The 22811-nt window shown below is 71.2% G+C and carries 18 protein-coding genes and 1 pseudogene; 15 read left to right on the forward strand and 4 right to left on the reverse strand.

Going from position 1 to position 22811, the window contains the following annotated elements; translation table 11 throughout:
• Positions 1-323: 323 nt before the first annotated feature.
• Positions 324-2975: a SulP family inorganic anion transporter gene (locus ABZ725_RS12315; protein WP_358802590.1), complete on the reverse strand. Its 2652-nt coding sequence runs from the start codon at positions 2973-2975 to the stop codon at positions 324-326.
• A gap of 333 nt (positions 2976-3308) precedes the next feature.
• Between ABZ725_RS12315 and ABZ725_RS12320 the strand changes: the two genes are divergently transcribed.
• Positions 3309-4580, forward strand: a complete 1272-nt coding sequence (locus ABZ725_RS12320; RefSeq protein WP_358802591.1) for a hypothetical protein — start codon at positions 3309-3311, stop codon at positions 4578-4580.
• Here ABZ725_RS12320 and ABZ725_RS12325 read toward each other — a convergent pair.
• Entirely contained in the window at positions 4570-5586 is a 1017-nt protein-coding gene (locus ABZ725_RS12325) for an ATP-binding protein (protein ID WP_358802592.1), read from the reverse strand. The two genes, ABZ725_RS12320 and ABZ725_RS12325, sit on opposite strands and share 11 nt — an antisense overlap.
• A gap of 101 nt (positions 5587-5687) precedes the next feature.
• Here ABZ725_RS12325 and ABZ725_RS12330 point away from each other — a divergent pair, with 101 nt between their 5' ends.
• Positions 5688-6512, forward strand: coding sequence for an oxidoreductase (locus tag ABZ725_RS12330; RefSeq protein ID WP_358802593.1), 825 nt, complete (start codon positions 5688-5690; stop codon positions 6510-6512).
• A gap of 439 nt (positions 6513-6951) precedes the next feature.
• On the opposite strand, the gene ABZ725_RS12335 is transcribed toward ABZ725_RS12330, so the two are convergent.
• Positions 6952-7788, reverse strand: a complete 837-nt coding sequence (locus ABZ725_RS12335) for an HAD family hydrolase (RefSeq protein ID WP_351910446.1) — start codon at positions 7786-7788, stop codon at positions 6952-6954.
• Positions 7789-8359: 571 nt separating this feature from the next.
• Between ABZ725_RS12335 and ssd the strand changes: the two genes are divergently transcribed.
• The 7 genes and pseudogenes from ssd to ABZ725_RS12370 all read left to right on the forward strand — a co-directional run.
• Entirely contained in the window at positions 8360-9472 is a 1113-nt protein-coding gene (gene ssd / locus ABZ725_RS12340) for a septum site-determining protein Ssd (RefSeq protein ID WP_358802594.1), read from the forward strand.
• Positions 9469-10695: a TadA family conjugal transfer-associated ATPase gene (locus tag ABZ725_RS12345; RefSeq protein WP_358802595.1), complete on the forward strand. Its 1227-nt coding sequence runs from the start codon at positions 9469-9471 to the stop codon at positions 10693-10695. Before ssd ends, ABZ725_RS12345 begins: the two co-directional genes overlap by 4 nt.
• Positions 10688-11548 (forward strand): type II secretion system F family protein, encoded by an 861-nt coding sequence (locus ABZ725_RS12350; RefSeq protein ID WP_358802596.1) that lies wholly within the window; start codon positions 10688-10690, stop codon positions 11546-11548. Before ABZ725_RS12345 ends, ABZ725_RS12350 begins: the two co-directional genes overlap by 8 nt.
• Before the next feature lie 103 nt (positions 11549-11651).
• A complete protein-coding gene (locus tag ABZ725_RS12355; RefSeq protein WP_358802597.1) occupies positions 11652-12449 on the forward strand; it encodes a type II secretion system F family protein in 798 nt (265 codons plus the stop codon).
• A 157-nt stretch (positions 12450-12606) separates the two neighbouring features.
• Positions 12607-12816, forward strand: a complete 210-nt coding sequence (locus ABZ725_RS12360) for a DUF4244 domain-containing protein (RefSeq protein ID WP_351910456.1) — start codon at positions 12607-12609, stop codon at positions 12814-12816.
• Between the two features lie 46 nt (positions 12817-12862).
• The gene (locus ABZ725_RS12365) at positions 12863-13207 is read left to right on the forward strand and encodes a TadE family type IV pilus minor pilin (RefSeq protein ID WP_358802598.1); all 345 of its coding nucleotides are present in this window, start codon (positions 12863-12865) and stop codon (positions 13205-13207) included.
• Positions 13204-13569 (forward strand): annotated as a pseudogene (locus ABZ725_RS12370) (Rv3654c family TadE-like protein); the annotation flags it as partial. The gene ABZ725_RS12365 and the pseudogene ABZ725_RS12370, both read left to right, overlap by 4 nt.
• Here ABZ725_RS12370 and ABZ725_RS12375 read toward each other — a convergent pair.
• Positions 13547-16153, reverse strand: a complete 2607-nt coding sequence (locus ABZ725_RS12375) for a DEAD/DEAH box helicase (protein ID WP_358802599.1) — start codon at positions 16151-16153, stop codon at positions 13547-13549. The pseudogene ABZ725_RS12370 and the gene ABZ725_RS12375 overlap by 23 nt on opposite strands.
• A gap of 81 nt (positions 16154-16234) precedes the next feature.
• Between ABZ725_RS12375 and bldG the strand changes: the two genes are divergently transcribed.
• The 6 genes from bldG to ABZ725_RS12405 all read left to right on the forward strand — a co-directional run bounded on the left by bldG (position 16235) and on the right by ABZ725_RS12405 (position 22809).
• Positions 16235-16576, forward strand: coding sequence for an anti-sigma factor antagonist BldG (gene bldG, locus ABZ725_RS12380; RefSeq protein ID WP_009189842.1), 342 nt, complete (start codon positions 16235-16237; stop codon positions 16574-16576).
• 111 nt (positions 16577-16687) lie between these two features.
• Positions 16688-17122 carry an ATP-binding protein gene (locus tag ABZ725_RS12385; RefSeq protein ID WP_351910462.1) on the forward strand — a complete coding sequence of 145 codons (435 nt, stop codon included), beginning with the start codon at positions 16688-16690 and terminating at the stop codon, positions 17120-17122.
• Between the two features lie 349 nt (positions 17123-17471).
• A complete protein-coding gene (locus tag ABZ725_RS12390; RefSeq protein ID WP_358802600.1) occupies positions 17472-19877 on the forward strand; it encodes a sodium-translocating pyrophosphatase in 2406 nt (801 codons plus the stop codon).
• Positions 19878-20071: 194 nt separating this feature from the next.
• Positions 20072-20671 carry a small secreted protein gene (locus ABZ725_RS12395; protein ID WP_358802601.1) on the forward strand — a complete coding sequence of 200 codons (600 nt, stop codon included), beginning with the start codon at positions 20072-20074 and terminating at the stop codon, positions 20669-20671.
• A 118-nt stretch (positions 20672-20789) separates the two neighbouring features.
• Positions 20790-22319, forward strand: a complete 1530-nt coding sequence (locus ABZ725_RS12400) for a methyltransferase (RefSeq protein WP_358802602.1) — start codon at positions 20790-20792, stop codon at positions 22317-22319.
• A gap of 292 nt (positions 22320-22611) precedes the next feature.
• On the forward strand, positions 22612-22809 hold the full coding sequence (locus ABZ725_RS12405) for a hypothetical protein (protein ID WP_351915504.1): 198 nt from the start codon (positions 22612-22614) through the stop codon (positions 22807-22809).
• Positions 22810-22811 lie beyond the last annotated feature (2 nt).

The following is a 22811-nucleotide window of genomic DNA, read 5'->3' on the forward strand; positions in this document are numbered from 1 at the left end:
GCGGCGGGCCGGCCGCGGTAGCAGGTGACCCACGGTTGTTCGAAGCGTTCTACCGGCGACACGTGGGCGCCGTCACCACCCGCGCCTGGGCGGGCAAATGATCTTGGCCATGGCCAGGGAGTGGATCCTCTTGGATCAAGGCGAGCGGGGCCGTCTACGCGGTCAGGGCAAGATGCTGCCCTGCGTACCGGTGCAGATGCCGCTGCCGTAACTGCAGCTCCGGCGCAGAAACCCGCCAAGCCCGCCGAGCCCGCCGAGCGGCGGCACTGATGACCAGCGTCGGTGTGCGACCCGCCCCGACAGGCCGCACACCGGCGTCGGGCTCAAGCGGACACGTCCGCCGCTCCCACGTGGTCGAACACCCCGCCGTCGCCGTCGCCGTCGCCGCTGCCGTCACCGGTGTCGTCGCCTCTGGCCGCTTCGGTGAGCAGATAGGCCTGGGCCTCGCCCACATGGAAGTACAACCCGTGCAGCTCCAGTACGCCGGCCCGCAGGGCTCGGGCCACCGGCGCGTGCGCCCGCAGGTGTTCCAACTGCTGGACCACATTGGTCAGGCAGAGTTGCTCGACCGGGTCGGCGGGTGCCCGGCCGGCCAGCCGGGCCAGGGAGCGGCTGTCGTCGCCCATCCGCTCCAGGCTCGGCACCCCGTGCCGCAGCCAGCGCTTCAGCGGCGTCCGCTCGCCACCGGGGTCGGAGTTGAGCAGCGCCTGCATGGCCCCGCACCCGGAGTGCCCGCACACCGTGATGGACCGCACCTCCAGCACATCCACCGCGTACTCGATCGCAGCCGCCACCGAGTCGTCCCCGCTCTCCTCACCGGGTGGCGGCACCAGGTTGCCCACATTGCGCACCACGAACAGGTCGCCGGGACCACTGGAAGTGATCATCGAGGTGACCAGCCGTGAGTCGGCGCAGGTGAGGAAGAGCTGGGTGGGCCGCTGTCCCTCCCGGGCCAGCCGCGCCAACTCACCCCGGACCAGCGGGGCGGTGTTGCGCTGGAACGCCGTGATGCCACGCATCAGTTGATGTCCACTCGGCTCCATGGACCGCGCAGGCTCGGTGGGCGGCTCCGTGGTATCCGTCGTCCCCGTGCTTTCCGTGGCTTCCGTGGTTTCCGTCGACTCCTTTCTCCGGGTCGGCTCTTTCGGCAGGGCCGTGTGGGCCGTGTGGGTGGTGTTGGCCATCCGGGCGGTGTGCGTCGCGTGGGCTGTGTTCGTGCTGGCGGTCGAGCTCGTCGTGCCGGTCGTCCGACGGGTTTCTGTCGTTTCCCGGGGCACCTCGCACTGGTGGTTGCGCCAGGGCGTCCAGGGACGGCAGCGGCAGTCGGCGATCGAGGCGTCTGCGGTGCGTGTGGAATCGAGGCCTCGGGGAGCGGTCGACTCGTCCCCCTCTGCGTGGGCGCCGGCTCTGTCGTCCGGTCCCGTTCCCGAGCGGCGGCCGGTCAGTTCGACGGAGCCGCCCTGCGCGCGGTGTGTCCGCTGCCAGTCCTGCAGGGACTCGTATGCCGCGTGGTCCATGAAGGAGCCGTCCAACTCGACCACGACATGGGTGCCTTGGGGCACGTGATGCAGGATGCGGCTGAGCCGCGGCACGGCGAGGAACGTCAACTGGCCTCGTACGTGTACGTGATGGACTCCTTCCTTCTCGTGGTGCGTGATGCGGGTGCGGGCGAGGCGGTGCAGGGCGACGGTGATGGCCACGGCGATGCCGAGCATCACGCCCTCCAGGACGCCGAGGAACACCACGCCGAGGGTGGTGACGGTGTACACCAGCACCTCTCGGTGGCGCGTCACCGTGCGAATGTGGTGCAGGGACACCATCTGGATGCCGACGGCCATCACCAGGGCGGCGAGTGCGGCGAGCGGGATGAGATCCAGGATCGGGACCATCAGCAGTGCGGCGACTACTACGAGAACGCCGTGCAGCATCGTGGAGTTCCGGCTCACGGCGCCGGCTTGGACATTCGCCGAACTGCGCACGGCCACGCCCGCCACGGGCAGTCCGCCGAGCGCGCCGGAGACGATATTGGCCGCGCCCTGACCCAGCAGTTCGCGATCCAGGTCGGAGCGGCCGACACGGGTGGAGCGGGAGCCGAGCAGGGCGGGGCGCGAGGAGATCAGCTTGTCCACGGCGACGGCGCCCAGCAGCGACTGCACACTGCACACCAGCGTGGTGGTGAGAACGGCGGCGACGAGCCCGAGCACCGGCCCCTCCGGCAGCCCGGCCAGCGCATGACTGCTCCAGGACGGCAGGTCGACCTTGGGCACGGTGAGGCCGGCCAGCGCGGCGATCGCGGTGGCGCCCGTGACGGCGACGAGCGCGGCGGGCACCTTGTGCAGCACGCGGCCCACCTGGCCGGGAATGCGCGGCCAGAGCAGCAGCAGGGTCAGCGTCAGTGCGCTCACGGCCACGGCCGCGGGCCGCAGCCCGGCCAACTGGGCGGGCAGGGCGCGGAGGTTGTCGAGGACGGAGCTCTGCGGGTTGCCGCCGAGGACGACATGCAGTTGGGCGACGGCGATGGTGACGCCGATGCCGGCCAGCATGCCGTGCACGATGGCCGGGCTGACGGCGAGGGCGTTGCGCGCCACGCGCAGGCAGCCGAGGCCCAGTTGGGCCAGTCCGGCGAGGACGGTGATGGCGCAGGTCGCCCGCCAGCCGTAGCGGTGGATGAGGTCGGCGGTGACGACGGTCAGGCCCGCTGCGGGGCCGCTGACCTGGAGCGGCGAGCCGCCGATCCAGCCGGCGACGATCCCGCCCACGGCGGCGGCGACGAGGCCGGCCCGCAGGGGCGCGCCGGTGGCGAGGGCGATGCCTAGGGACAGGGGCAGGGCGATCAGGAAGACCGCGATCGAGGCGGACACGTCGGCGCCCGCGATGCGGAAGCGGCGGTTCGGGGTCGGTGGGGGGCTGTGGGGTCGGTGGACGCGCTCGGTGCGCGTCGAGCGGGCGGTGCGGGTGGGGACGCAGGCGGCCATTTTTCCCGTCTCCTCCGGGGCAGCGCGGTCGCGGAACAGGGGTCCCCGGCTGGTGCGGGGGCGGTCGCGGCCGTGGGTCACGGCGTGCAGCGGCGGGATGAAATCAACACTCGGTAAACAGATCGTAATGCAGAGTAAAGGTCAAGCATGGATTTATGTGGCAAATGGGGCAGTCAATCATTCCCAAGAGTGAAGTGGTCTTTTTATCGGCTTGTCGTATTAATTCCTTCTCGGTCCCATGCGACCTTGACGGCGCCGTCGGCTCGTCCCGGCGCGTCACCAGAGAACGCCCTCGTCGGCGTTGGCCGAGAGAAGGAAGAAGGTGGGCGGAACATGGTCGCCACCCAGAGGATCGCCGTCGGCGCAGTGGCCGCCGCGGCTGTCGCCGCATCGCTAGCCGGTTGCGCGACGGGAACCGGCGGTTCCCAGGCAGCGGTGTCGGGCCCGCAGAAGGCGAAGCCGGCCCCGGCACCCAAGAGCGTGGTCCGCCTGATCGGCGACGGCTCCACCGCGTACACCGGAGCACAGCCCCATCTGCCCCGGCCCGAGCGTCTGAAGCCGGGCCAGAAGCCACCGCAGTTCGTGATCTTCTCGTGGGACGGTGCCGGTGAGGACAGTCAGAAGCTGTTCTCCCACTTTCGCAAGGTGGCCAAGGCCAACCACGCGACGATGACGTACTTCCTCAGCGGCGTGTACATGCTGCCCAAGAAGAAGGCCGACCTGTACAGGCCTCCGCAGCACTCGCCGGGCCGCTCCGACATCGGCTTCAACGACGAGCAGGGCATCGCCGAGACCGCGAAGCAGCTGCGCCTGGCGTGGCTGGAGGGCAACGAGATCGGGACCCACTTCAACGGCCACTTCTGCGGGAAGAACGGCGGCGTCGGCGAGTGGTCGGTCGAGGAGTGGCTGGATGAGATCGACCAGGCCAAGCGGTTCGTGAAGACCTGGAAGACCAACGCCGGTCTGAAGAAGGCGGCCCCGCTGCCCTTCGACTACGACAAGGAGCTCATCGGTGCCCGGACCCCCTGCCTCGAGGGGCAGGCCAACTTCATGAAGGCCGCCCGTCAGCTGGGCTTCCGCTATGACACCAGCGGCGTCAACAACCAGGTCTGGCCCGGGAAGAAGCAGGGCCTGTGGGACCTGTCGATGCAGCTCGTGCCCTTTCCCGGCCACAGCTATGAGCAGTTGACCATGGACTACAACTTCATGGTCAACCAGTCCGGCACCAAGACCCAGGGCAACCCCGCCAAGTTCGGGTTCTGGGGCGACCAGATGCGTGACGGGCTGCTCAAGGGCTTCGACCGGGCCTATGAGGGCAACCGCGCACCGCTGATCATCGGCAACCACTTCGAGTCCTGGAACGGCGGCGCCTACATGCGCGCCGTCGAGGAGGTCGTCGAGAACGTCTGCAACAAGCCCGACGTGCGCTGTGTGTCCTTCCGGCAGCTGGCGGACTGGCTGGACGCCCAGGACCCGAAGACGCTGGCCAAGCTGCGCACCCTGAAGGTCGCCGAGGCACCCAGGCAGGGCTGGGCGTCCTTCCTCTCCGGCGGCCCCGCCCCGGCCCCGAAGGGCGTGCCCGGGGCGCCGGCGGTCAGGCAGTAACGGAGGCTGTGACGCCTTCCTGGCGGGGGCCTTCCTTGCAGACGCCTTCCCCGAGGACGAAGTGGGGGTCGACCTGTGCCGCCAGGTCGGCCCCGGTGCGCTCGTTGCCCCAGGCCTCGGCGTTCTTCAGATGGAAGTGCACCATCTGCCGTGTGTAGCGCTCCCAGTCGCGCCTGTCGTAGGCCGAGTCGACGGTCGTCCGCAGCAGGCGCAGGGCGTGGCGGTTGGTGTTCTCCAGGAGCTCGAACCGGGGCGGCCGGCCCTTCTCCATGGCGCGCACCCAGTCCGAGTGCCCGACCGTCACGAGCAGGTCGTCCCCGACCTCGGCGCGGAGGAAGTCGACGTCGTCCTGGCCCTGCACCTTGTTGCCGACGACCTTCAGCTCGACGCCGAAGTCGCAGGCGTACTCCTTGTACTGGCGATAGACGGAGACCCCCTTCCGGGTCGGCTCGGCGACGAGGAACGTGACGTCGAAACGGGTGAACATGCCGGAGGCGAAGGAGTCCGAGCCGGCGGTCATGTCGACCACGACGTACTCGTCACGCCCGTCCACCAGGTGGTTCAGGCACAGCTCCACCGCTCCCGTCTTGGAGTGGTAGCAGGAGACCCCCAGATCGGCGTCCGTGAAGGGGCCCGTGACCATCAAACGGACGGTGCCGCCGTCGAGTTCCACCAGCCGGGCGCAGGCTTCGTACACCGGGTTGTCCTCGCGCACCCGCAGCAGCCGGGAGCCCTCGCCGGGCGGTGTCGTCTTGATCATCGTCTCGGCGGAGGCGACGCGGGGGTTGGAGCCCCGCAGGTAGTTCTTGATCAGCGGCAGTCGGTCGCCCATCGCGGGCAGTTCGGCGGCCTCCGCCTCGTCGAGGCCGAGTGCGGGGCCCAGGTGCTGGTTGATGTCCGCGTCGACCGCGATAACGGGCGCGCCGTCGGCGGCGAGATGGCGGATGAACAGGGAGGACAGGGTGGTCTTGCCGCTGCCGCCCTTCCCGACGAAAGCAATTTTCATGTTCAGTAAGCGTAGTGTCGACATGTCTGTATGGGACAGGTGTCCGTGAAGAAGACCACTCCTTCGTGGGGCCCGCGCATCGGTTGCGTAGTGTCGTACTCATGAGTACGACAGGCGCGTCCGCCGATCCGCTTGCGGCCCTGGGCTCGTTGCCCGGTGTGGCCGAGTCCGTGGAGTCCGTGCGCAAGGCCGTGGACCGGGTCTACGGGCACCGCGTCATGCGTCGCCGCAGCACCGAGATCACCGCCGAGGCGGCCCTGCGCGGCGCCCGCGGATCCGCGGCGCTGTCCGGGGCGGACTGGGCGTTGGAAGAGGTGCGCCGACGCAGCGACTTCGGTGTCGACGACGAGGCGCGGGTCATGGGCGCCGCTCTCCGGCTGACCGCCGAGGCCGGCCAGTTGCTGTCCATCTGGCGGCAGTCGCCCCTGCGGGTGCTGGCGCGGCTGCACCTGGTGGCCGCGGCGAGCGACGGTGACGAGGTCGGACGTCCGCGGCAGCCCGGCGAGGCGGTCGACGAGCCGCTAATCGAGCTGCCGCTGCCGGGTGCCGCCGAACTGGCCGGCCGCCTGGAGGGGCTGTCCCGGTTGATCATCGCCGGGGGGTCCGCGCCCGCTCTGGTGACGGCCGCGGTCGTCCATGGCGAGCTTCTGGCCCTGCGCCCCTTCGCCTCCCACAACGGTCTGGTCGCGCGGGCCGCCCAGCGCATCGTCCTCATCGGCAGCGGCCTCGACCCCAAGTCGGTCTGCCCGGCCGAGACGGGGCATGCCGAGCTGGGCCGCGCGGTCTATCTGGCGGCCCTGGAGGGCTACGCGTCCGGCACCCCGGACGGCATGGCGGCCTGGATCGCCCACTGCGGCAGGGCCGTCGAGCTGGGCGCCCGTGAGTCGACGGCGGTGTGCGAGGCACTGCAGCGCGGGGCGGCGTAACGCCCATAGCGCCCACGCGCGCGTGGGCGCGGACACCGTGGGAGGGCGGGTGCCGTGAGGGCGTGGGCCTCGTGGGGAGCGGGCACGAAAAAGGCCCCCGCGCGGGGGCCTCGCAAAGGGTTGCGGCGGTACGAGTTCTCGTACCGCCGCTGGCATGTTCACCCGGTTACCAAGCGTCCTCGATATATTGCCCATCAGGCCGGGAACTTTGCCCGTCACCTGGTGCGGCTGGCCCGTAATCGACGGGTCGACGTCGCGTGGGTGCCCAGTGTTCATGCGCGGTCCGTGGGGCCAAATGCGTTATTAAGGTGATCCTCTCGGATGTCCTTGGTCTCGCGGGCCGTTAAGTCCTTTGTACTCCAGGTGCGCAGCAAGCGGAAGTGCTGGCACCAGTTCTTTGCTTTTGCTCCCAAAAGGGTTTGAAAAGGGCAGTGGTCACTCAGGCGGTCGCCGCTGCGCGGCGACGGCTCGCGTACCAGACAAGGCCCGCGGTGGCCGCCGCCGCTCCTATGGCCGCGGCCGCCACGAGCGCCGGGCGGGGCGGTACGGAGAATGTGGGAATCCGTTGCTTGAGACGCACCGGGCGGTGGAAGTCGAGAATCGGCCACCCGCGCGCCACGGCCTCGCGTCGCAGCGCCCGGTCGGGGTTCACCGCGTGCGGATGTCCCACCGCCTGCAGCATCGGCAGGTCGGTCACGGAGTCGCTGTAGGCATAGCAGCGCGAGAGGTCGTAGCCCTCGGACTCGGCCAGCTCCTTGATCGCCTCCGCCTTCGTCGGACCGTACGCGTAGTACTCCACCTCGCCGGTGAAGCAGCCGTCCTGGCCCACGACCATGCGTGTGGCGACGACGCGGTCCGCGCCGAGCAGCTCGCCGATCGGCTCGACGACCTCGGCGCCCGACGTGGACACGATGACGACGTCCCGGCCGGCGGTGTGGTGCTCCTCGATCAGGGAGGCGGCCTCGTCGTAGATCAGCGGGTCGATCAGGTCGTGAAGGGTCTCCGCGACGATCTCCTTCACCTGTTGGACGTTCCAGCCGCGCACGAGGGCGGACAGGTACTCGCGGGTCCGCTCCATCTGGTCGTGGTCCATACCGCCGACGAGGAAGACGAACTGGGCATACGCGGTCCGCAAGGCCGCCCTGCGGTTGATCAGCCCACCTTGGTAGAAGGACTTGCTGAAGGTGAGCGTGCTCGACTTCGCAATGACCGTCTTGTCCAGGTCAAAGAAGGCCGCTGTGCGGGGCAAGGAGTGGTTTTCCACAACCAAGAGCATAGGGGCAGCCCATTCGGCGTAAGGTGGGCGCGTGGGTTTGCCTGAGAGGGCTCTCGGGTACACCATGGAAGTCACGGATCGTTCGCGACCGTGCTAACGCGGTCCGGCTCCTCCCCCCCCGAGTCGGCCGTGGAGACGACCCCCGCTCTCCCCCCCGGCGGGGGTCGTCGCATGTCCGGGTGGGTTTTTCTGTTCTGTACGCGGCAGTGAGCCGCATCGAGGCGGCTGCGGCCGCCTCTTTCGCATGCCCACCACCCGTCACCGTGCGTAGTCGTCGGACTGCTCTGCGGAAGTCGCACACGGGGTGGTGCAGCGGTCACCGGTATGGGTGACGGCGATATTCACAACCCCCCACTCGTCCACAGTTTTCCACCAAGATCCACACGATTTCCGGGTTCGCTGCACCGTGATTCCAACGCGTCCGCTCGGGCCGACTTCACATGACCGGTTCCGTTTGCCGGGCGTCCACGGCCGGTTTCCGTCGGCCGTTCATATGGGGACCAGATGCCGGTTCTTCACACGTTTGGGAATCGCGGGGCCGCAGGGACTGTGCGACCCGCAGCGAAGGGGGATGGAAATCGTGACCGGAGCCGTCACACACGACCCGCCGCCCACCGCCGGCAGGCGGCCGGGAAAACCACTGATCGTCACGGAGGACGCGGCACTCCTCGACGACCTGCTGCGCCTGTGCGCCGCGGCCGGCGCCACACCGGAGGTGCACCACTCGGTGCCGGAGCGCCGAGGCAGCTGGGAGTCCGCGCCTCTCGTCCTGGTCGGTGACGACGCGGCACGCCGGGTGCGCGGAGCCGCCCGCCGACGCGGAGTGGTCCTCGTCGGACGAGACCAGGACGACTCCGGGGTGTGGCAGCGAGCCGTGGAGATCGGCGCCGACCACGTCCTGATGCTGCCCGACGGCGAACAGTGGCTGGTCGACCGCATCGCCGACGTCGCGGAAGGCGTCGGACGACCCGCACTCACCGTCGGCGTGATCGGCGGCCGGGGCGGCGCCGGAGCGTCCACGCTCGCGTGCGCCCTCGCCGTCACCTCCGCGCGTGAAGGGCTGCGCACCCTCCTCGTGGACGCCGATCCACTGGGCGGCGGACTCGACGTCCTTCTCGGCGGCGAGAGCACGGAGGGCCTGCGCTGGCCCGCGTTCGCCGCCTCGCGCGGCAGGGTCGGCGGCGGCGCACTGGAGGAGTCGCTGCCCAGGCTGCACTCGCTGCGGGTGCTGAGCTGGGACCGGGGCGACTGCGTCGCCATCGCGCCCCAGGCCGTACGCGCGGTGCTCGCCGCGGCCCGGCGCCGGGGCGGCACGGTCGTCGTCGACCTCCCGCGCCGCATCGACGACGGAGTCGCCGAGGTCCTCGCCCAACTCGACCTCGGGCTCCTCGTGGTCCCCGCCGAACTGCGTGCCGTCGCGGCGGGCGGGCGCGTGGCCTCCGCCGTCGGCATGGTGCTGCGCGACCTGCGCGTGGCGGTACGCGGCCCCTATGCGCCCGGCCTCGACGACACCGAGGTGGCCAGGCTGCTCGGGCTGCCGCTGGCCGGCGAGGTGCCCGTCGAGTCGGGGCTGCTGCGCCCGGACGGCGGCAAGGCACCGCCGGGCGCGACCGCGCGCGGGCCGCTCGCCCGCTTCTGCAAGGAGTTCTGGGAGCGCGCGCTGACCGAGGCGGGTGGCTCATGAGCACGCCGCCCGGGCTCGAACGGGCGCGGGGGAGCGGGGCGTTGCTCGACGGCGTACGGCAGTGGCTCGCCGACAGCGGGGCCGAACCGACGCCCGCGCGCGTGGCGCAGGCCCTGCGCGAACAGGGGCGGGTCCTCGGGGACGCGGAGGTCCTCGGCGCGGCCGAACACCTTCGGTCCGAGCTGATCGGCAGCGGGCCCCTGGAGCCCCTGCTCACCGACCCCTGGGTGACCGACGTGCTGGTGTCGGCGCCGGACCGGGTCTGGGTCGACCGGGGCGGCGGCCTGGAGCTGACCGACGTCTCCTTTCCGGACACGGCGGCCGTAAGGCGGCTCGCCCAACGCCTGGCCGCGGTGGCCGGACGGCGCCTGGACGACGCCCGGCCCTGGGTCGACGCCCGGCTGCCCGACGGAACGCGACTGCACGCGGTGCTGCCCCCGGTCGCCGTCGGCTGCACCTGCCTGTCGCTGCGCGTCGTACGGCCCCGTGCGTTCACGCTCGACGAACTGGTGGCCGCGGGCACGGTTCCGCCGGGCGGCGACCGGATACTGCGGGCCCTGGTACGGGCGCGGCTGTCCTTCCTGGTCAGCGGCGGTACGGGCACGGGCAAGACGACTCTGTTGAGCGCACTGCTCGGCATGGTCGGGCCGGGGGAGCGGATCGTGCTCGCGGAGGACTCGGCGGAACTGCGACCGGATCACCCGCACGTGGTCCGGCTGGAGACCAGACCCGCCAACCAGGAGGGCGCGGGGCTCGTGACGCTCGAGGACCTGGTGCGACAGGCCCTGCGGATGCGGCCGGACCGACTCGTCGTCGGCGAGGTGCGAGGGCGGGAGGTCGTCGACCTCCTGGCTGCCCTCAACACGGGCCACGAGGGAGGCTGCGGCACGGTCCACGCCAACGCCGCATCGGACGTCCCCGCCCGGCTGGAGGCGCTCGGCACGGCGGCCGGCCTCGACCGGGCCGCGCTGCACAGCCAGTTGGCGGCCGCGCTGTCGGTGGTCCTGCACCTCGTACGCGACCCGGCCGGGCGGCGGCGGATCGCCGAGGTGCACGTGTTGGAGCGGGACCCGTCCGGGCTGGTGCGGACCGTGCCGGCGCTGCGCCGGCGGGCGGACGCGTTCGCCCAAGAACGGGGCTGGGAGCGGCTGCAGGAGTTGCTGCGCGGCGACGGGGCCGATGGGAACAGCAGGGACGAAGGGGCGGGTGGATGCGATGGGTGAGGTGCCGATGGCTGCGGCCGTGGCCTGTGCCGGGGCGGCGGCCTGGCTGATGGGCGGACCGTACTCAGGTGCCAGGCGGGCGCAGCTGCTGCTCGCCGGAGGCGGGGTCGTCGACTGCGGCCCCCCGCCGTGGTGGCAGCCGGCCGAGGAGGTGCGCAGGCTCCGGGCACGGTGGAAGCCCGAGTGGTGGGCGCCGGTCGCCGGACTGGTCCTGGCGCTGCTGGGCGGCTCGGTGCTGCCGGTCGTCGCGGGGGCGGCCGGGGTGCCTCTGCTGCGCCGGGCACGGCGGGCCGCCGACGCTCGGCGGGCGGCGGAGCGCCGGGGGGACGCGGTGATCGCGCTCTGCGCGACGCTGGCCGGGGAGGTGCTCTCCGGCCGGCAGCCCGGGGAGGCGTTGCAACGGGCCGCGCGGGACTCCGGAGGGCTGGGTGAGGCGCAGCCCGCGGTGTTGGCGGCGGCACGGTTCGGCGGGGACGTTCCCAAGGCTCTCGCGGTCGCCGCACGGCAGCCGGGGGCCGACGGGCTGCTGGGACTCGCCGCGTGCTGGCGGGTCGCCGTGGACCAGGGCGCGGGTCTCGCGGCCGGACTCGACCGCCTCGAAGAGGCGTTGCGTGCGGAACGGGACCAACGGGCCGATCTGCGGGCCCAGTTGGCGGGCCCTCGCACCACGGTGGTGATGCTCGCCGGCCTGCCGGTCCTCGGCCTCCTGCTGGGCGCGGGGCTCGGCGCCGACCCGCTGCACGTCCTGCTGCACACCGGAGCGGGGCTGGGCTGTCTGCTCGTCGGCGGGGTGCTGGAGGGCGTGGGGACGTGGTGGGCCCTGCGGATCGTGCGCAACGCGGAGGCGACGTGAAGGGGGCGATGCCGACAGCGGACGGCGAGAGGCGGGATGACGTGGGCGGCGTGGGCGGCGTGGACAGCGGCGATGAGCGGTGGGTGACATGGGCGGAGGCGGCATGAGCGTGGAAGTTGTCCACAGGCTGGGGGCGACCGTGGGGATCCTGGTGACCCTCTGGTGGCTGGCGCGGTCGCTGGCGACCGGCCGACGCGAACGCAGGGCACGACGGCGTCTGGCCGAGCTGCTGGCCACGGGGACGGAACCGGACGTCCGGCGTTCCGATGTGCGGGATGCCGTGCGGCGGTGGCTTCCGGAGGCCTTGGTGGCGGGTGCCGGATGGGTGGTGGTCGGCGGTGTCGCCGGTCTCCTACTGGGGCTGATCGGGGCGGTGGGGCTGGGGCGGTGGCGACGTCGGCAGCGTGCGGGGGCGGGGGCGGGGGCCGGTGCGGTGAGCGAGGCCGACGCCCGGCTCGCCGCACGCCAACTCCCCCTGGCTGCCGACCTGCTGGCCGCGTGCATCGCGGCCGGCGCCGGAACGGTGGTCGCGGCGCAGGCCGTGGGTGAGGCGCTCGGGGGTCCCGTCGGGGAGGCGCTGGCGCGTGGTGCCGCCGAGGTGCGCCTGGGCGGCGAACCGGCCACCGCGTGGCGGAGGTTGGCGTCGCTGCCGGGCGCGGCGGCCCTGGCCCGGTTGCTGGAGCGGGCCGACGTCTCGGGGCTGCCGGCGGCCGGACCGGTCGCCCGGCTCGCCACCGACACCCGTGCCGAGTGGACGCGCACCGCGACGGCTCGGGCGCGGCGGGCGGCGGTCATGGTCACCGCGCCCGTGGGGCTGTGCTTCCTGCCCGCCTTCATCGCGGTCGGTGTGCTGCCGATCGTCGTCGGGCTCGCGGGCGGGGTGCTGGGAGGGGGTGCCTGATGAGGGAGCGATGAGTGCGTACGCCCCGGGAGCGGGGGCGGGAGCGCGAACAGCAAGCGACCAACAGAACTAACAGAACTAACACATCCAAAAACATCTACAAACATCTAAAACATAACCAACAGATCAAACAGGTCTGAATCTCACGGGGGTTGAAATGTGCAAGGCGGTTTGGGCGCGGCTGAGTGCTGTGATGTGCAGGGCGCGTGCGGCGCGGAGGGACGCGGGGATGGTGACGTCCGAGTACGCGATGGGGATCGTGGCGGCCGTCGGCTTCGCCGTGCTGCTCCACCAGGTGGTGACGAGCGACGTGGTCGGCGCTCAACTGCAGGCACTCGTGAATCGGGCGCTCAGTGCGGGGGCGTGAGCTGCGGCGCGCTCGCCGGCAGGTGTGCGGCGGGGACCGGGGGTTCGTGACGGCGGAGTCGGCGGTGGTGCTGCCGGTGCTGGTGGCGTTCGCGATGGCGCTGGTCTGGGGGCTGCTCGTCATGGCGGCTCAGATCCAGTGCGTGGACGCGGCCAGGACCGGCGCCCGGGCGGCGGCTCGGCAGGATCCGGCCGACGCGGTCCTCCAGGTGACCCGTGCGACGGCGCCGCGCGGGGCGGAGGTGACGGTCCGCCGGGAGGGGGACCAGGTCCGTGTGGTCGTCGTGGCGCAGCCGCCCGTGCTGCGAGGGCTGCCCTTCGAGGTGCGGGAGGAGGCCGTTGCCGCGGCGGAGGAGGCCGTGGGGACGGCAGGCGGGGGGACAGGGCCATGAGGGGCCGTCTCTTCGGAGCAGGAGGGCGAGCGCGCCACGGGGAAGCCGATCGTGGCTCCGCGACCGTCTGGAGCCTCGGTGCGATCGCCGTGCTGTGTGTGGTGTTCGGCGTCGTGCTCGCCCTCGGGCAGGCGGTGGCGGCCCGGCACCGTGCCGCGGGCGGCGCCGACCTCGCGGCGCTGGCGGCAGCCGACCACTGGTCCGACGGCGGCGCGCAGGCCTGCGCGCGGGCGGACCGGGTGGCTCGGGCGCAGGGCGCACGACTGGTGCGGTGCGCCGTCGTCGGTGAGATCTCGGACGTGACGGCGGCTTCGGGGCGGGGTCTGTTCGCAGCCGAGGTCAGGGCGCGGGCGGGCCCGGCGGATGCGGTGCCCCATCCGCCTCCGATGTCTGCGCCGATGGATCCTCCGGCGTCTCGTCCGGCGCCTCCTCCGCCCCCTCCACCTGCTCCTCAGGCCTCTCCTGAGGCCTTTCCTCGGGCTGTTCCGCGGGCTTCTCCTCAGGGGCCTCCCGCAGGAGTTCCGTGAGCAGGCGTACTGCGCCCCTCTTGTGCAGCGGGTCGTTGCCGTTGCCGCACTTGGGGGACTGGATGCAGGACGGACAACCGGCGTCGCACTCACAGGAGGCGATGGCCTGCCGGGTGGCCGTCAGCCAGGAGCGGGCCGTGTGGAAGGCGCGTTCCGCGAAGCCCGCGCCGCCGGGATGGCCGTCGTAGACGAAGACCGTCGGGAGGAGCGTGTCGGGGTGCAGCGGGACCGACACGCCGCCGATGTCCCAGCGGTCGCAGGTCGCGAAGAGGGGCAGCATGCCGATCGAGGCGTGTTCGGCGGCGTGCAGGGCCCCGCCGAGGATCTCGGGGTTGATCCGGGCGGCGTCCAGTTGGTCCTCGGTGACCGTCCACCACACGGCACGCGTGCGCAGCGTACGAGGAGGGAGGTCGAGCTTCGACTCGCCCAGGACTTCACCGGTGATGACACGTCGACGCAGGAAGGAGACGACCTGGTTGGTGACTTCGACGGAGCCGTAGCACAACCGGCCCTGGCCCCAGGGGATTTCGACGTCCGTCTCCAGGACGGAGATCGACGTCGTGTCGCGGGCGACCGTCGAGTACGGCGGGTCGGCCTGCTCGACGAGGGCGACGGAGTCCTCCAGGTCCAGGGAACGCACGAGATACGTGCGGCCCTGGTGGAGGTGGACGGCGCCCTCGTGGACGGTGGTGTGGGAGGCGCCCGCGTCGACCGTGCCGAGCAGCCGGCCCGTCCCGGCCTCGACGACCTGGACCGGTCGGCCGCCCCCGCCGCGGATGTCCGTGAGGTCGGCGGCCCGTTCCCGGCGGGTCCAGTGCCAGGCCCTGGTCCGGCGCCGCAGCAGCTTCGCGGCCTCCAGCTGCGGCAGCAGGCCCTCGGTCTCGGGGCCGAACAGGGCCAGGTCCTCCTCGGTCAGGGGGAGTTCGGCGGCGGCCGCGCACAGGTGCGGGGCGAGCACATAGGGGTTGTCGGGGTCGAGGACCGTCGACTCCACCGGGCGGTCGAACAGCGCCTCGGGGTGATGGACGAGGAAGGTGTCCAGCGGGTCGTCCCGGGCGATCAGCACGGCCAGCGCGCCCTGTCCGGACCGGCCCGCCCGGCCCGCCTGCTGCCACAGGGACGCGCGCGTGCCCGGGTAGCCGGCGATCAGGACGGCGTCGAGGCCGGAGACGTCGATGCCGAGCTCCAGGGCGGTGGTCGCGGCGAGGCCGAGGAGTTCGCCGGAGTGCAGGGCCTGCTCCAGGGCGCGGCGTTCCTCGGGGAGGTAGCCGCCGCGGTAGGCCGCGACACGCCGGGCGAGCGAGCGGTCGACCTCGGCGAGGCGTTCCTGGGCGATCACCGAGATCAGCTCGGCGCCGCGCCGGGAGCGGACGAAGGCGACGGTGCGCACGCCCTGGACGGCGAGGTCGGTCAGCAGGTCGGCGGTCTCGGCGATGGCGGTACGCCGGACGGGTGCGCCCTTCTCGCCCACCATCTCGGTGAGCGGGGGCTCCCAGAGGGCGAACACCAGTTCACCGCGGGGCGAGGCGTCGTCGGCGACCTCGACCACCGGGAGGCCGGTGAGGCGGCCCGCGGCCACCGAGGGCTCCGCGGCCGTCGCGGAGGCCAGCAGGAAGACCGGAGAGGCCCCGTAGCGGGCGCACAGCCTGCGCAGGCGGCGCAGCACCTGGGCGACGTGGGAGCCGAACACGCCGCGATAGGTGTGGCACTCGTCGATGACGACGTACTTCAGGGACTTCAGGAAGGAGGACCAGCGGGGGTGGGACGGCAGGATGCCCCGATGCAGCATGTCCGGGTTGGTCAGGACGTAGTTGGCGTACTGGCGGATCCACTCCCGTTCCTCGAACGGGGTGTCGCCGTCGTACACGGCCGGCCGCACGGAGTTGCCCAGAGGTTGTGAAAGTTCCTTCACGGAGCGGCACTGATCGGCCGCCAGGGCCTTGGTGGGGGCCAGGTAGAGGGTGGTCGCCCCACGGCCGTTGGGGGCCTCCGAGCCGTCCAGGAGGGCCGAGAGGACGGGCACCAGGTACGCCAGCGACTTGCCGGACGCGGTGCCCGTGGCGACGATCACCGAGTCGCCGTCCAGCGCGTGCTCGGCGGCCCGGGCCTGGTGGGCCCAGGGGTGTTCGATGCCGCGGGCCTGCACGGCCGCGATGACCTCGGAACGAATCCGGTCCGGCCAGACGGCATGGCGACCCTCGCGCGGGGGCAAGTGCTCCGTATGAGTGATGCGCGATGCCCGGTTCGGTCCCGGGGCGAGCCGGTCCAGGAGCGCGCCCGGAGACAGCCGGGGCGCGGCCTCGGGCAAGGGGCGATCGGATCGGTGATTCTTGGCCATCGGCACCGAGTGTGTCACTGGCGTGACGGACAATGGGGCCAAGGCGTCGTGCACGCCTGCCGGTAAGTGATTGAATGCCATCGCGGCTGGCGTACCGTCCCGGGGACTCCTGCCCAGGTGTTCCGAGGGGCGACCGCTCGATAGCAAGGTGCTGGAGGATCCGTGGACCTGTCTCTGTCGACCCGTACCGTCGGCGATCGTACGGTCGTCGAGGTCGGTGGCGAAATCGACGTATATACCGCGCCCAAGTTGCGCGAGCAGCTGGTCGAGCTGGTGAACGACGGGAATTTCCACCTCGTCGTTGACATGGAGGGCGTGGACTTCCTCGACTCCACCGGGCTCGGCGTGCTGGTCGGCGGACTGAAGCGGGTGCGTGCCCATGAGGGCTCGCTCCGCCTGGTCTGCAACCAGGAGCGTATTTTGAAGATCTTCCGCATCACCGGTCTGACCAAGGTGTTTCCGATCCACACCTCGGTCGACGAAGCGGTCGCTGCCACCGACTGACCACCCCGTTCCGGGCCCGCGCGGCCCGGCACGGCTGGTTGAACGAAGTAGGGGGACCGGGCTCGGCGGCCCGGCCCCCCGACAGCACGCCCGTAGTTCCGAGGGGGACGTATGGCCACCGTTGAACTCCGCTTCAGCGCGCTGCCCGAGCACGTCAGGACCGCCCGACTGGTGGCGGCAGCGGTTGCGCGCAGGGCCGGAGTGGACGAGGCCGTCCTCGACGAGGTCAGGCTCGCCGTCGGCGAGGCCTGCACCCGCGCCGTCGGACTGCACCAGACGGGCGGTATCACCGCGCCGGTGAAGGTGCTGCTGATCGAGGAGGAGAAACAGTTCTCCATCGAGGTCGGCGACGAGGCGCCACGCTCGGCGCCCGGTGACCGGGCGCCCGGCTCCGGCGCCGAGGCCGATGCGGAGGCCGAGGAGGACGAGATGGGCCTCGCGGTCATCAGCGGCCTCGTCGACGACGTGGAGGTCACCGCCGGCGAGCACGGCGGACTGATCCGTATGACCTGGCCGAGCACGTCGGCGACGGCGGCGCTGTCCTGACCCGTCGCCCGTCCTGACCCGAGCCTCGCGATTCACTCACCCGAAGGGCCCTACCTCGTAGGGCCCTTCGGCATGTGCGGACCTCGGTGACCGCGCTTACAGTGGTTCCGTGAAATGAATCTTGGAATCCCGAGATCTTGGAATCCCGGTGCAGTGAATCTTGCCGCGAATATCGTGAATCAATTCACGAACGACAATGCCTTGAAGGCATTACCGTGCTGGATCACTCAGGATCATGCGGGTTTTGCGTGCGAAGGCGAATTCCGTTTGCCGCACACTGTTTTGATCAGGTTCCGGTACCTACAATCCGTCCACATCTTGAGCTCAGCCCAAGCGTCAAGGAGGACGAATGGCGGGGCTTTCTACCCCTCATCGGTTGGACCACTCCACAACCTTCGCAGCCGCAGTGCTGACCGACGGCAACCGCCTGCTCGTGGTGGTGATCGCGGTCGTGGCCCTGGCCGCGCTCGTGGTCGCGGGCGTGCTACTGCGCCAAGTGCTCGCGGCGGGCGAGGGCACCGACAGCATGAAGAAGATCGCAGCGGCCATCCAGGAAGGCGCCAACGCCTATCTGGCCCGGCAACTGCGCACGCTCGCCGTTTTCGCCGTGGTCGTGTTCTTCCTGCTCATGCTGCTGCCCGCGGACGACTGGAACCAGCGCGCCGGACGATCGGTGTTCTTCTTGATCGGTGCGGCGTTCTCGGCGGCCACCGGCTATATCGGCATGTGGCTCGCCGTGCGCAGTAATGTGCGCGTCGCCGCGGCGGCCCGGGAAGCGACTCCGGCGGAAGGCGAACCGGAAAAGGATCTCACCGCCGTCTCGCACAAAGCAATGAAGATCGCATTCCGTACCGGCGGCGTCGTCGGCATGTTCACGGTGGGGCTCGGTCTGCTCGGCGCCGCGTGTGTGGTGCTGGTCTACGCGGCCGACGCGCCGAAGGTGCTCGAGGGCTTCGGGCTCGGCGCGGCCCTCATCGCCATGTTCATGAGGGTCGGCGGAGGCATCTTCACCAAGGCCGCCGACGTCGGCGCCGACCTGGTCGGCAAGGTCGAGCAGGGCATTCCGGAGGACGATCCGCGCAATGCCGCGACCATCGCCGACAACGTGGGCGACAACGTCGGCGACTGCGCCGGCATGGCGGCCGACCTGTTCGAGTCGTACGCCGTGACCCTGGTCGCCGCGCTGATCCTCGGCAAGGCGGCCTTCGGCGACGCCGGGCTCGCCTTCCCGCTGCTCGTCCCCGCGATCGGCGTGCTCACGGCCATGGTCGGGATCTTCGCGGTCGCCCCGCGCCGCACCGACCGCAGTGGCATGTCCGCGATCAACAGGGGCTTCTTCATCTCCGCGGTGATCTCGCTCGTGCTGGTCGCGGTGGCCGTCTACCTCTATCTCCCCGGAACGTACGCCGACCTCGACGGCGTCACCGACGCGGCGATCCAGAGCAAGAACGGCGACCCGCGCATCCTCGCCCTCGTCGCGGTGGCGATCGGCATTCTCCTGGCCGCCGTCATCCAGCAGTTGACGGGCTACTTCACCGAGACCACCCGCCGACCGGTGCGTGACATCGGCAAGTCGTCGCTGACGGGCCCCGCCACCGTCGTCCTCGCCGGTATCTCCGTCGGGCTCGAATCGGCCGTCTACACCGCCCTGTTGATCGGCCTGGGCGTGTACGGGGCGTTCCTGCTCGGCGGTACGTCGATCATGCTGGCGCTGTTCGCGGTGGCGCTGGCCGGTACCGGTCTGCTCACCACGGTCGGCGTGATCGTCGCGATGGACACCTTCGGGCCGGTCTCCGACAACGCACAGGGCATCGCGGAGATGTCCGGTGACGTCCAGGGCGCGGGCGCGCAGGTGCTCACCAACCTCGACGCCGTCGGCAACACGACCAAGGCCATCACCAAGGGCATCGCCATCGCCACCGCCGTCCTGGCGGCGTCGGCGCTCTTCGGGTCGTACCGGGACGCGATCACCACGGGTGCGCAGGACGTCGGCGAGAAGCTCTCCGGGGAGGGCGCGCCGATGAGCCTGATGATGGACATCTCGCAGCCCAACAACCTCGTCGGCCTGATCGCGGGCGCGGCGGTCGTCTTCCTCTTCTCGGGGCTGGCGATCAACGCGGTGTCGCGGTCGGCGGGTTCTGTGGTGTTCGAGGTGCGGCGGCAGTTCCGCGAGCACCCGGGGATCATGGACTACAGCGAGGAGCCGGAGTACGGCAAGGTCGTCGACATCTGCACCAGGGACGCTCTGCGCGAACTCGCGACCCCAGGGTTGCTGGCCGTGCTGGCGCCGATCTTCGTCGGGTTCACCCTCGGCGTGGGCGCGCTCGGCGCGTTCCTGGCGGGCGCGATCGGCTCGGGCACGCTGATGGCGGTGTTCCTCGCCAACTCCGGCGGCGCGTGGGACAACGCCAAGAAACTCGTCGAGGACGGCCATCACGGCGGCAAGGGCAGTGAGGCGCATGCGGCCACGGTGATCGGCGACACGGTCGGCGACCCGTTCAAGGACACCGCCGGTCCCGCGATCAACCCGCTGCTCAAGGTCATGAATCTGGTGGCGCTGCTCATCGCGCCGGCCGTGATCAAGTTCAGCTACGGAGAGGACAAGAGCATCGGTGCGCGGATCCTGATCGCGCTCCTCTCGCTCGCCGTCATCGTCGTCGCGGTCTATGTCTCCAAGCGGCGCGGTATCGCCGTGGGTGACGAAGACAACGCCGGTACCGCGGCCAAGTCGGTCGATCCGGCGGTGGTTTCGTAGACCTGCTCGACGGTGCCCAGCTCAAAGGGCGGGCGGTCGACGCGTGTTGACGCGTCGACCGCCCGCTGTGTTGCGGGTGTGCCCGAGCCGTGAGCCTTCTCTCTCTTGGTGCAAATGGCTTCAATAATCCCTATAGCGGACATTCGTTCTGGGGTTGTCGCCCGGTTGGCGTGTATGTTCCGGGGCCGAGAGCCATGGAAGGGACCAAACCGGTGAACAAGAAGCTCGCGGCCGTACTGTCCGGCGGTGCGGTACTGGTACTGGCGCTGTCCGGATGCAGCAGCGACGACGGCAACAAGGAGCTCGACGCCTGGGCCAAGCAGGTCTGCGACGCGCTGCCCGCCCAGGACGCGAAGGTCGACGCCGCCAACGACGCGATCAAGCAGGCCGCCACGGACAACAACGCCCCGGCGAACGTCCAGAAGACCGACTCGCAGGCCTTCCAGGACATGTCCGACGCCTACAAGGCGCTCGCCCAGGCCGTCCAGACCGCCGGGGCCCCGCCCGGGATCGACGACGGCGAGAAGAAGCAGAAGGACGCCGTCGCGGCGCTCACCACCCTCTCGACCTCCTACGCCGGCCTGAAGAAGCAGGTCGACGCGCTGGACACGAAGGACCAGGCGAAGTTCGCCGACGGTCTCCAGGACATCGCCACCGCGCTCGGCACGCTCAGCAAGAGCGGCAACACCGCGCTGAAGAACCTCGAGCAGGGCGACGTCAAGGACGCCATGGCCGGCCAGGAAAGCTGCAAGAAGGTGGCCGCCTCCGCCTCGGCCCGCGCGACCACCAGCTGAAGCCGCGTGGCCCGGGACGCTCCGGGATACGCCAGGACGCTCCGGGAGAAGCCCGGGGCATCCTCCGGGGCGGGCGACCCGGGCGGTGACGCAGACACCCGAGGGGTGACGGGAGACAATGGGGGGCGTGAGTAACGCCACCCGGTCCCCCCTGCCCTTCGCCGACCGCCCCGACGTCGCCGCCCGGCTGCGGGAGGCCCTGCTCGCGGCCTCCTTCACCGCGGACGGTCTCCTCGAGCTGCTCGGCGCCCCCGCCTACGCGGCCCTGGCGCGCAGCGAGACCGTGCCCGCGCTGCGCGCGACCCGCGGGGACACCCCGCTGGAGACGCTCGTCCGCCTCTTCCTGCTCCAGCAGCCGGTGCCGCACGCACGCGTGGAGGAGTTTCTGCCCGTACGCGCGTGCGTGGAGAGCGGCTGGCTGCTCCCCGCCGGCCCGGACGAGGTGGCCGCGACCGTGGACGTACGACCGTACGGCGGGCCGGGCGGCGAGGACTGGTTCATCGTGTCCGACCTGGGGTGCGCGGTCGGCGGCGCGGGTGGCATCGGCAGCAAGGACGAAGGCGTCGTCCTCGGCGTCGGCGGCGCGTCGACGACCCTCGCCGGCATCACCGTCCGCAGGCCCGTCTCCGCCGCCCTCGATCTCGGCACCGGGTCCGGCATCCAGGCGCTGCACGCCGCCCAGCACGCCACGCGCGTGACGGCGACCGACCTCAATCCGCGCGCGCTGCACATCACCGGGCTCACGCTCGCGCTGTCCGGAGCCCCGGCCGCCGAGCTGCGCGAGGGCTCGCTGTTCGAACCGGTCCGGGACGACGAGAGGTACGACCTCATCGTGTCGAACCCGCCGTTCGTGATCTCGCCGGGCGCCCGGCTGACCTATCGGGACGGCGGGATGGGCGGGGACGATCTGTGCCGCTCGCTCGTTCAGGGGGCGGGGGAACGGCTGGGCGAAGGCGGGTTCGCGCAGTTCCTCGCCAACTGGCAGCACGTGGAAGGGGAGGACTGGCAGGACAGGCTCAGGTCGTGGGTGCCGCGCGGGTGCGACGCGTGGATCGTGCAGCGCGAGGTGCAGGACGTCACGCAGTACGCCGAACTCTGGCTGAGGGACGCCGGTGACCACCGGGGCGACCAGACCGAGTACCAGGCGCACTACGACGCATGGCTGGACGAGTTCGAGGCGCGCAAGGTGAAGGCCGTCGGCTTCGGCTGGATCACGTTGCGCAGGACGGCGGCCGCGGAGCCGGTGATCACGGTGGAGGAGTGGCCGCACCCGGTCGAACAACCGCTCGGCGACACGATCCTGGCGCACTTCGAGCGGCTCGACTACCTGCGCGTGCATGACGACGCGGCCCTGCTCGCCGGGCGCTTCCGGCTGGTCACGGAGGTCGTCCAGGAGCAGGTCGGGCTGCCCGGCGCCGACGATCCGGAGCACGTCGTGCTGCGCCAGCACCGCGGCATGCGGCGGGCCACCAAGGTGGACACGGTCGGCGCGGGCTTCGCGGGCGTGTGCGACGGCTCGCTGAGCGCCGGCCGCATTCTCGACGCCATCGCCCAACTGGTCGGCGAGGACGCGGTGTTGTTGCGGGACCGCACTCCGGCGCAGATCCGACTGTTGGTGGAGCAGGGGTTCCTCGAACCGGCGGAGTGAGTCGGCGAGAACGGGGAGGGTGACCGGAAAGCATCGGGTCGGGTTCCAGGAGGGGCACGCACGCAAGTCGCCCCCCGCGCCCCGCACCGCCGGTCCGGCGCATCACACTCCGCCCGTCCGGAGCGTCACACCTCGCCCGTCCAGCCCGGCCGGCGCCCCGGTCGACGGCTCGCCGCGCCTCCCGCCCCCGCCCGTAGTCCCGGCGTTAACCTCGGGTTCGCCGGGGTGCCGCCCACGCGTGACAACCTCCCGGGGCCAGGGCGGCACGTGGAGAAAAGGGGCGGGGACGATCATGGAGACTGGGCCGGCGATCTTCGCGGGAGTGGTGTTCGCCCTGTTCGGGGCCGCGCTGCTGGTATGGACCGCGGTCCGGGTGCGACAGGGTGAACCCGTGGCGCAAGGTGTGAGCCCCGTCGCATCGGCGACCCTCGCGACCCTGGCCGCCGTCGTCGCCCTGGCCGCCGGGGCGTGGTGCTTCACCCGCCTCTGAAT

Origin of the sequence: Streptomyces sp. NPDC006872 (genome assembly GCF_040635845.1) — a bacterium.
Taxonomy (GTDB): domain Bacteria; phylum Actinomycetota; class Actinomycetes; order Streptomycetales; family Streptomycetaceae; genus Streptomyces.

Bases quoted from the DNA above. Each gene is read 5' to 3' on its own strand.
- ABZ725_RS12355 (WP_358802597.1), top strand. From the start codon at position 11,652: ATGAGCGTGGAAGTTGTCCACAGGCTGGGGGCGACCGTGGGGATCCTG.
- ABZ725_RS12395 (WP_358802601.1), top strand. From the start codon at position 20,072: ATGGAAGGGACCAAACCGGTGAACAAGAAGCTCGCGGCCGTACTGTCC.
- ABZ725_RS12325 (WP_358802592.1), bottom strand. From the start codon at position 5,586: ATGAAAATTGCTTTCGTCGGGAAGGGCGGCAGCGGCAAGACCACCCTG.
- ABZ725_RS12335 (WP_351910446.1), bottom strand. From the start codon at position 7,788: ATGCTCTTGGTTGTGGAAAACCACTCCTTGCCCCGCACAGCGGCCTTC.
- ABZ725_RS12320 (WP_358802591.1), top strand. From the start codon at position 3,309: ATGGTCGCCACCCAGAGGATCGCCGTCGGCGCAGTGGCCGCCGCGGCT.
- ABZ725_RS12315 (WP_358802590.1), bottom strand. From the start codon at position 2,975: ATGGCCGCCTGCGTCCCCACCCGCACCGCCCGCTCGACGCGCACCGAG.
- ABZ725_RS12385 (WP_351910462.1), top strand. From the start codon at position 16,688: ATGGCCACCGTTGAACTCCGCTTCAGCGCGCTGCCCGAGCACGTCAGG.
- ABZ725_RS12390 (WP_358802600.1), top strand. From the start codon at position 17,472: ATGGCGGGGCTTTCTACCCCTCATCGGTTGGACCACTCCACAACCTTC.
- ABZ725_RS12400 (WP_358802602.1), top strand. From the start codon at position 20,790: ATGGGGGGCGTGAGTAACGCCACCCGGTCCCCCCTGCCCTTCGCCGAC.
- ssd (WP_358802594.1), top strand. From the start codon at position 8,360: ATGGAAATCGTGACCGGAGCCGTCACACACGACCCGCCGCCCACCGCC.
- ABZ725_RS12360 (WP_351910456.1), top strand. From the start codon at position 12,607: ATGTGCAAGGCGGTTTGGGCGCGGCTGAGTGCTGTGATGTGCAGGGCG.
- ABZ725_RS12405 (WP_351915504.1), top strand. From the start codon at position 22,612: ATGGAGACTGGGCCGGCGATCTTCGCGGGAGTGGTGTTCGCCCTGTTC.
- ABZ725_RS12345 (WP_358802595.1), top strand. From the start codon at position 9,469: ATGAGCACGCCGCCCGGGCTCGAACGGGCGCGGGGGAGCGGGGCGTTG.
- ABZ725_RS12330 (WP_358802593.1), top strand. From the start codon at position 5,688: ATGAGTACGACAGGCGCGTCCGCCGATCCGCTTGCGGCCCTGGGCTCG.
- ABZ725_RS12375 (WP_358802599.1), bottom strand. From the start codon at position 16,153: ATGGCATTCAATCACTTACCGGCAGGCGTGCACGACGCCTTGGCCCCA.
- ABZ725_RS12350 (WP_358802596.1), top strand. From the start codon at position 10,688: ATGGGTGAGGTGCCGATGGCTGCGGCCGTGGCCTGTGCCGGGGCGGCG.